Origin of the sequence: Marinomonas rhizomae (genome assembly GCF_003315485.1) — a bacterium.
GTDB lineage: Bacteria > Pseudomonadota > Gammaproteobacteria > Pseudomonadales > Marinomonadaceae > Marinomonas > Marinomonas rhizomae.
Genome location: NZ_QNSE01000018.1, coordinates 1 through 9,293, shown reverse-complemented (window position 1 = coordinate 9,293; position 9,293 = coordinate 1). Strand labels below are relative to the sequence as shown.

Genomic DNA, 9,293 nt, shown 5'->3' with positions numbered 1-9,293 from the left:
GTAGCGGGCGCCGAAGATACGGTTCTTGAAAGCGATGAAACGTTCACCTTGAGTGTGGGCGGCGTAGAGAGCACCGGTACCATCGAAAATGACGACACGAGTTTAGTTAATATTGGATTTGGTAACGGTTATGCTATTGAAGGCTCTGACGTCGTTGTTACTATGACTTTGTCGGCTGTTTCAGATATTGATGTAAAAGTGAAGGTGTACACGGAGTTTGAAACTGCTGATGCTTCTGATACCGGTGAACTTACGGCAAGCTACGTTGATACAGATGGTGTTGTTCAAATTTTGGCTATATCTGAGGATGGTATCATTGAGATTCCTGCTGGTATAACTGAGGTTTCTCTTAGTGTCTCAACAGTTGATGATTCTCTAGTGGAAGGTTTTGAGACGTTTACAATACATGCTGAGGGAGTTTCAGGTGTTTCTGGAACTGATACTTCAACACAATTGATCGTTGATAACGACCTTCCTGCTCTAATTGTTTCGATTTCTGAAGATGTAAATTCTGATGGTTACATTAATGCTAATGAATTGTCAGGTGATATCAATGTAAGGGTGGATTTACCTGATGGTGTAATGGTAGGTCAATCTATTATCGTAAGTGATGGAGATAATTCTTATAGCATTAGTGTCACTTCAGCAGTTTTAAGTAACGGCTTTGTCTCTCAATCCTTCTCGGCTCCGGATCAGGGTAGTACATTTAGCGTTACTGCAACATTAAGTGATAGGTATGATAATAAATCCCCAGAAACAACAGTTAGTGCTGTAGTCGATACTGAAGTTCAATCACCAGCTATCGATATTGCTGGTGATGTTAATGATAACGGTATTTACAGTGCTGCCGAGCTTGGTAGTGATGGTACTGTGACGGCTACGATTAGTATCCCATCGGATGCAGTTCCTGGTGACAAGGTAACGTATAAAGTGGGTGATAATGCTTCAGTAGTAGTTGTATTAACAACGGAATCTATTGAAAGTGGTATTCAGGTTGAAATAGCTCCTGATACTACTATTACGGCAACGATCACTGATTCCGCAGGTAATACTTCAGTAGAAGCTGAGGCTGAATCATTGAGTGCTGATATTTCTATCGCTACGCCATCTATTCGCTTCGAAAGCACTGGTGACGATGATGTCTACAATGCTGATGAGTTGGGTGACGACGGAACCATAACGGCTACAATTTCTGTAGCAGGTTCAGAAGTGGGCGACACCTTGACGTATAGCGTTAACGGTGGCGGTGATGTAGTGGTTAGCGTCACACAAGCGATTATCGACAGTGGTTACGTGTTCGAAGTGTCTCCTGGTGCTGAGGTGACAGCGATCTTATCGGATGCTGCGGGTAATAGTTCAATCGAAGTGAGTGAAACGGCAGCGGATGCTGATACTTCTGTAGAACCTCCTGTCATTACGTCAGTTACAGATGATTCAATATCTTCTGATTACTCTAAGGTGACTTTGCATGGAACGGGCGAGGTTGGCGCTGTTATTACATTATGGGTTATAGCTAATTCAACAACAGATGGTAATGATACTCAGACCGGTAGTTATGAAGAGTTAACCAGTGTAACAACGACTGTTTCTAGTGATGGGACTTGGACGTTGGATGTGTCTGACCTTTCTGGTTCACCAGTTAATGACAATGAATTCTTCAAAGTTACTCAGACTGATGCTGCAGGTAATGTGAGTGGGGATTCTAATGTGGTTCATTATTGGCATGGGGATTGGACTACTATTGACTCCGAGACTGGCGATGATTTCGTGTTGTTGGGTAGTGGTAACGATACCATTAATGTTAATGCAGATGATGCCTCTGACTCCCTTAATGTAGACGGTGGTGCGGGCCATGATAAGGCCGTATTCTCGGCCGCCCTTTCGGATATGCAATCTGTTACGCTGGATGAAGATGGCAATGTGATAATTGTTGATAATCAAGGTGACACCAATACTTTTATCGACTTTGAATCATTCTCGTTCGATGGTGTTGTTTACACTAAAGAAGACTTATTTGCTCCGCATGCTGAAGATGATGCAGCTAGTACTACAGAAGACAGTGCCGCTATCACTATTAATGTCTTAGAAAATGACAGTAATGTAAGTGGTGATGTTTTGACTGTCACAGAGGCCACGGTGCCAGAAAATCAAGGTACGGTTGTTATTGTTGACGGTCATCTTGAGTTTACTCCGGCTGAGAACTTTAATGGTATTGCGACTATTAAATATACGGTAAGTGATGGCCATGGTGGTACAGATACAGCAGAAGTGAGTGTCGACGTTGATGCTGTGAATGATGCGCCAGTGGCGGCGGCGGACACTGTGACCACAGATGAAGATACGGTTATTACCATCGATGTGTTGGCGAACGATAAAGACGTAGATGGCGATATCTTGGTCATTACGGATGCTTTGGTACCGGAAGAGCAAGGTACGGTTGAGATTGTAAATGGCAAATTACAATTCACACCGGCTGAGAACTTCAACGGTGATGCGACGATTAGTTACACTATCAGTGATGGTAATGGTGGTACGGATTCTGCGGAAGTGAAAGTAACGGTTGAATCAGTTAATGATGCCCCTGTCATTAATGCGTCTTCAGGGCAAGGTCAAGGCGATGAAGACAGTGTTGGTATTGATGTGACTTTGTCTGCTTCTGATGTTGACGGTACTGTGGCTAGCTTTGTTATTAAAAGTTTGCCTGTTCACGGTACGTTATTCATTGATGGTGTTGAAGTTACGTCTACGGATACGACTGTTTCTGCAACCGATGGAAATGCCAGTTTGACTTTTGTGCCTGATACGGATTGGAGTGATAATAATGGAGATGCTCCTGTTACGTTTGAGTACGTTGCGGTTGATAATAGTGGCGAGGTTTCTGCAGGGGGGACGGCTACTATTAATGTAACGCCGGTGACGGATGTGCCAACAGTAGTGTTGACTTTAGAGCCGACCACCACCACCACGTTATACAGTGTAGATTTATCTAATGTTCTAGATGGTCTAGAGGAGCCAGTTGGTAATCCGGCTGGTTTTACCGTTACGGCTTACAATGCTAATAATGAGGCGGTAGATATTTCTATCAAGGACTCTGGTACTCCTACAGGCTTTGGTGTTACTGGTGTTGCTAGTAATGGCAGTAGCACGGAAATTGGTAAGCAGGAGAAATTGCTTGTTGAGCTTGATAAGCCAGCCTCATCTGCAACCTTTAAGTTAGCTTGGCTAAATAATACAGATGAGACGGCTGTTTATACCGTTAAGTATAACGATGGAACATCTGCAACTTATACCGTTGACGGCAATAGCAGTGAAGGTGGGCATGACGGTATAGGTAGTGACATTACAGTCAATGCTCCAGAGGGTAAATCTATTGTGGCTGTTGAGTTTTCTACGCCGATGAGTGGTGATCGTGTTGAGACAAGTGACTATTTGTTGCATAGCGTTTCCTACGAATCCTCAGCCATGAACTACACGGTAGATATTACAGCGACTCCAACAGATACGGACCATTCGGAGAATATTACTGAACTTACAGTGACGACGCCTGAAGGGACATCTTTGTCCGGTGCTGAGAAATTGGGTACAGAAAATGGTGTGACAACATGGAAGGTTTCGTTAAACAGTGGTGGTTTCACAAATAACATTGAGATTGACTCAGAAACTGGTGCTGTAACCGTTAAAGGTTTAATACTTTCAGTGTCTGATGATTTTGATGGTGTACTTACGGTAACAGCGACAGCGACAGCAAATGATCCTGGTGCTGTTGATGCTTCTGGTAGTGCGACTTGGGAAAATACTGCTCCTGAAATTGTGGTTGATTCTGCTTCAGAGTCTGTTGTGGTCTCTGAAAAAGGATTGTCAGGTGATGATTCAGAAACGGTTAGTAGTGCTTCAGCAACTGGTATTTTTAATATAAGTGATGTTGATAGTGATGATGTATTGACTGTGTCACTGGTTGCTCCAACTGAAGTTATGAAATCAGGCGGTGTAACGCTGATTTGGACTACCGATAGTAACGGTGACCTTGTTGCGAAAGCCGGTGATACAGAAATTATTCGCGTAGCGTTAACTGACACAGATGGCCAGCATGGATACATCGTTACTCTTAGTGGCCCAGTCGATCATGCTGATGTGGCTCAGGAAGATACGGCTAGTATCAACTTTGGTATTGATGTAAATGATGGTTTCGTAACAACAACTGAAAGCATATCGGTTGTTATTGAAGACTCTGAACCTGTTGCGGTCAATGATGAGGCTAGCATTACCGTTCAGCGCGAGACGTTTGAAGTGACGAATATTGTCGCCAATTGGAATACTCCTGTAGGTGGTGGAAATATTAATATATTCGATGGCGATTCGACTAGACACGGCGGCGGACTAGATGACAATGATTCAGGTTTAGACCAAATTCGTTGGGGTGACCCTGCTGATAGTTCGAATCTTCAATCAGGCTATGGCTTTATTGATAATGATGCTGCTTTAAATGGTCAGTTCGAACTTAACGAAGATATTATTCTTGGTACTTTTACCCATTATAACTATCCAGTTTATGAGGGTGGGGCTATTTCCTCAGCCTCTATGGATGTGGCCTTTAAGGTTAAAGATAATAATGGGGATGACGAAGAAGTTAGCTTAAATATTGAGTTCTCTCATAACGAAACAACAAATACATGGGATCCAGAAGCGTCAAAAGACATTGTTACAGTAGGGAATACATCGGTTGAGTTTGATTGGGAGGGTGAGTCTTATACCTTGCAGGTAGTTGGCTTCAAAGATGCTAATGATCCTAATAGCCCCGTCATTACGTCTATACATACCGCTGAAAATGCTGCGACAAGCTATGAATTGGTAGTTCGTATTGTTGAAGGTTCTGGTTACAGTTTGCCTGAAGAAACGGGTAATGTGTTTGATGATAATGGGTTAGGTGCTGACGAGCTGAGTGAAGACGGTGCCATTAGTGTCGTCGGCGTTATGTCTGGTGATACAGTTACACTTACTGATGGTAATGTTGGCCAAAGTATTATTGGTGAATACGGTAATTTGGTACTTAATAGCGATGGTAGCTATGTCTATGAAGTAACATCTAGTGCTTCTAACATTCCAGCTGACGCCACTGAAACGTTTGCTTATTTGATTCAAGATTCTGATGGTAGTACGTCTTCTGCTAATTTAACGATAAATGTAGGTACGAATACTAATCCTCAAGCTCAGGATGATGGTGCTTCTAGCGCGCTATTTGCCGGATTAGTGGGCGAGTACTACGGTACAGATTCGCAGATTAATGATATCAACGATTTTAAAGCACTTATTGAAAATAAAGACCCAGATGCAACATTTAATGCTGCGAATATAAATTATGGACATGGATCTGGTGGTGTCGCAAGCAGCACCCATTTGCAGACTTTCTTAGGTTCTGATGCAAGCACTTTAAGTTCAGATCCTAGTGATAATACAGATGGCGGCATTTACCTTGAAGGTTATGTTTATCTAGAAGCTGGTAATTATAATTTCAAAGTGACGGCGGACGATGGTTATCAGATTACTATTGATGACGATATTGTGGCAGAGTTTGATCATAATCAGTCTTCTAATACGGCAACGCACGAAACGTTCACTGTTACGGAATCTGGCTATCATGCTATTGATATGATTTGGTGGGATCAAGGTGGAGATTATGTATTCCAGCCAACCTTGAGCTCAGACGGTGGAGAAACGTATTTTGTGTTGGATGCTTCAATTCTTAGCTCAACAGGTGAAATGCCATTTACGACATTGTCTGAACAGGGCCTTGAGATAAGTGTTGATAGCTTACTTGTTAATGATACAGACGCTGATGGCGACACTCTCACCATGACCAGCATTAGTAATGTGCAGAATGGGTATGCCTATATGGATTCTGCGGGTGTGATTCATTTTACGCCATTACAGGGCTTTGTTGGTATTGCAACGTTCGACTACTCCATTTCTGATGGTAAAGGTGGAAGTGATACTGCAACAGCATCCATTAGTGTGACTGCAGATGGTGTTTTACCTACAGTTTCGGTGAGTGTATCTGCAACAAATAGTTTAAACATCTGGGGCGGTTTCACTGTAGAGGCTGACGTTATTGATAATGTTACTCATCAATTTGTAAATTACTCTACATGGCGCTCTTTTAATGATGCAGATGATGAAGTCTCCATTTCTGGCAATGTTACTGCTTGGGTGGATGTGAAGGATGGTAATAATTCAGTTTATATTGGCGGTGATATTAGTGCATATCATGGAGGAGTAAGCGGCGGTACAGGGAATGATGAAATTTATGTTAAAGGGAGTACTAACTACGCTAGTGATTATTATCAGTCCTCCATACAAACTGGGGCTGGTGATGATAAAGTTACTATTGGCGTTAATTCTTCTGGACACATAGATTTAGGGAGCGGTGATGATGAATTGTTCATAGGAAATGATTCATCGGGAAGTATTTCTACTGGTTCTGGTCATGACGAAGTCTATATAGGTGATGATGTTAAGGGATACATAAATGCAGGTGATGGGAACGATAAACTTATTGTGAAAGGTGATGTTAGTCGTGTCTCTATAGAGTTGGGTTCTGGTAATGACTTTATTGTGATTGAAGGTCAAGTGACGGGTAACAGTTGGACGCACTATGGCTCATGGATTGATGGTGGGACAGGAACAGATTCTATCGTCTTGAAAGGTTATACCATTGCTCAATACAATTTAGATGTCGACAATATTAAAACGAGAGTGGTTAATTTCGAGAATATCATGTTGAGTGATGGTGTTGTTAAAGGGGATTCTAGTGCTTTTAACAGCTATAGTGCAGCAGCGTTTAGCTATAATGTTGCCGTTGAAATAGACAATACTAATAGTACAACAGAATCGTCGATTGTTACTTTGTTTGGTATACCATTGACAGCATCACTTACATTGGCAGGTGAACCATTAGTTGCTAAAGCGGACGGTAGTTATGATATTGAAGTTACAAGCAATCAGGGATCTATTGATGATCTAATCATTTACAGCGATCTTGAGTTGCCAGATTTAGATATAACAAGTGTTGTCTCTTTCAATAGTGAAAGCTCTGATGTGATCGGTGCATCCCCTAATGAAGATAATTTACTAGGGCTTGCTGATGATAGCTATATCATAGGTACTGACATCAATGACACTATCATTGGAGGGCTTGGTGATGACGTTTTGTTTGGTGGTGATGATCAAGTTATAGATACTTTAACTGGTGGTGCTGGCAATGATATTTTCATATTAAATGACACTGGTGACTTATCAAATATCGATATAATCACAGACTTCAATGCAGCAGAGGATGCACTTGATCTTACCGATTTGTTGGTTGGAATAGATGGTAGCCCAGATAAAGATGCAGATGCAGATGCGATTACTGAGTTTTTATCTCAGCATGTGAAAGTTACTGCTGGCAATGTGAAAGTTGATGGCGAAGATGTTGCTACATTTGTAGATGAGACATCTTCTTTTGACTCTAACAATGACGGCTTTGTAAATAATTCTGATAGTGTAAAAATCATTTATAATAATGAAGAGTACAATATCAATATTGACGGTTAACCTAGATCTAAATAGACCTCGCTAAAAAAGGCCGAATCGCATAAGGATTCGGCCTTTTCGTTTCTGTAACTTGTTTAATTTAGGGAGTGATTTTTCCCGTTAATTAAAAACTATACGCCTAAGCCAATAGGGCAACTCACACCAGTTCCCGCTATTCCACAGTATCCGTTAGGGTTCTTGTGAAGATACTGCTGGTGATATTCTTCCGCGAAGTAGTAAGTGTCGAGAGGTTCGATTTCTGTGGTGATCATTCCATGCCCTGCGTCGAGTAACTCTTTTTGAAATGCCGCTTGGCTGGTTTCAGCAATCGACATATGTGTATCTTTGGTCGTGTAGATAACAGAGCGATACTGGCTGCCTATGTCGTTGCCTTGACGCATACCTTGAGTTGGGTCGTGATTTTCCCAGAAAACCTTAAGCACGCCTTCTAGCGAGATAATAGAGGTATTAAACACAACCTGTACGACTTCGCTGTGTCCAGTTTGTCCTGAGCATACTTCTTCGTAGGTTGGGTTGGGCGTATAGCCACCTGCATAGCCTACGGAGGTGACGATAACGCCAGGAGTATTCCATAGCTTGCGCTCGGCACCCCAGAAGCACCCCATCCCTAGAATGACTTCCGCTTCGTCAGGGCTTTCAGTACGGATAAACGGTTCGTGATTCACCGCGTGTATTCCAGAAATTGTTAACGGCGTACTTCTACCTGGTAGAGCGTCGGTTTCAGCGGGGATCGTTGATTTCTTCAGAATGGTTTCAATATTGCTGGGCATGCTTGTCTCCAGACCTGTCGGTCGAAAATATCAAATGACTACCTTTTACCTTGTGGTAGCGGAGGGTATAAGTTTTAGCTTCTCTATATCTAATAAAAAGCAGAGTCTGTTTCATAGAGATAGATAATGAGGCAGAAAGATTTTTTTTCAACTAATTCTATTAAGTTCTCTTGCATGGCTTGACTCTTAGATAAATCTACCTATAATACGCACCTCGTTGGCAAGGGTTAAGCGAAATTAGCTTAGCCAGCAAGCATTAATCGATGTTTGTTGTTAACGATGATTAGTCGCGGGATGGAGCAGTCTGGTAGCTCGTCGGGCTCATAACCCGAAGGTCGTTGGTTCGAATCCGGCTCCCGCAACCATTTTAAAAAAGGTCGTTGGTTCACTTTTTAAATAAGAAAAGGGCTCCAGCAAAAAACTAATCAAACGAAATTGTTATTGATTCTTGAAAGAATTAATTAGTCGCGGGATGGAGCAGTCTGGTAGCTCGTCGGGCTCATAACCCGAAGGTCGTTGGTTCGAATCCGGCTCCCGCAACCATATTTCAAGCAAATCATTAAAAGTAAACTATATAGATAGTTTAACTTGTCGCGGGATGGAGCAGTCTGGTAGCTCGTCGGGCTCATAACCCGAAGGTCGTTGGTTCGAATCCGGCTCCCGCAACCATATTTCAAGCAAATCATTAAAAGTAAACTATATAGATAGTTTAACTTGTCGCGGGATGGAGCAGTCTGGTAGCTCGTCGGGCTCATAACCCGAAGGTCGTTGGTTCGAATCCGGCTCCCGCAACCATATTTCAAGAAAGGTCGTTGGTTCACTTTTTAATTAAGAAAAGGGCTCCCGCAACCATATTTCAAGCAAATCATTAAAAGTAAACTATATAGATAGTTTAACTTGTCGCGGGATGGAGCAGTCTGGTAGCTCGTCGGG

At 42.3% G+C, this 9,293-nt stretch carries 2 protein-coding genes and 4 tRNA genes; 5 read left to right on the top strand and 1 reads right to left on the bottom strand.

Going from position 1 to position 9,293, the window contains the following annotated elements; genetic code table 11:
* Window positions 1-54: 54 nt before the first annotated feature.
* Window positions 55-7,590 (top strand): Ig-like domain-containing protein, encoded by a 7,536-nt coding sequence (locus tag DFP80_RS18750; RefSeq protein ID WP_220150923.1) that lies wholly within the window; start codon window positions 55-57, stop codon window positions 7,588-7,590.
* A 110-nt stretch (window positions 7,591-7,700) separates the two neighbouring features.
* On the opposite strand, the gene msrA is transcribed toward DFP80_RS18750, so the two are convergent.
* Complete coding sequence (msrA, locus tag DFP80_RS18745) at window positions 7,701-8,360, bottom strand: peptide-methionine (S)-S-oxide reductase MsrA (protein ID WP_113918318.1); 660 nt, start codon at window positions 8,358-8,360, stop codon at window positions 7,701-7,703.
* Window positions 8,361-8,648: 288 nt separating this feature from the next.
* Between msrA and DFP80_RS18740 the strand changes: the two genes are divergently transcribed.
* The 4 genes from DFP80_RS18740 to DFP80_RS18725 all read left to right on the top strand — a co-directional run bounded on the left by DFP80_RS18740 (window position 8,649) and on the right by DFP80_RS18725 (window position 9,155).
* Window positions 8,649-8,725 (top strand) — tRNA-Met (locus DFP80_RS18740).
* A 101-nt stretch (window positions 8,726-8,826) separates the two neighbouring features.
* Window positions 8,827-8,903: transfer RNA gene (locus DFP80_RS18735), tRNA-Met, on the top strand.
* A 49-nt stretch (window positions 8,904-8,952) separates the two neighbouring features.
* Window positions 8,953-9,029: transfer RNA gene (locus DFP80_RS18730), tRNA-Met, on the top strand.
* Window positions 9,030-9,078: 49 nt separating this feature from the next.
* Window positions 9,079-9,155: transfer RNA gene (locus tag DFP80_RS18725), tRNA-Met, on the top strand.
* The last annotated feature ends 138 nt before the right edge of the window (window positions 9,156-9,293 follow it).

Bases quoted from the DNA above. Each gene is read 5' to 3' on its own strand.
- msrA (WP_113918318.1), bottom strand. From the start codon at position 8,360: ATGCCCAGCAATATTGAAACCATTCTGAAGAAATCAACGATCCCCGCT.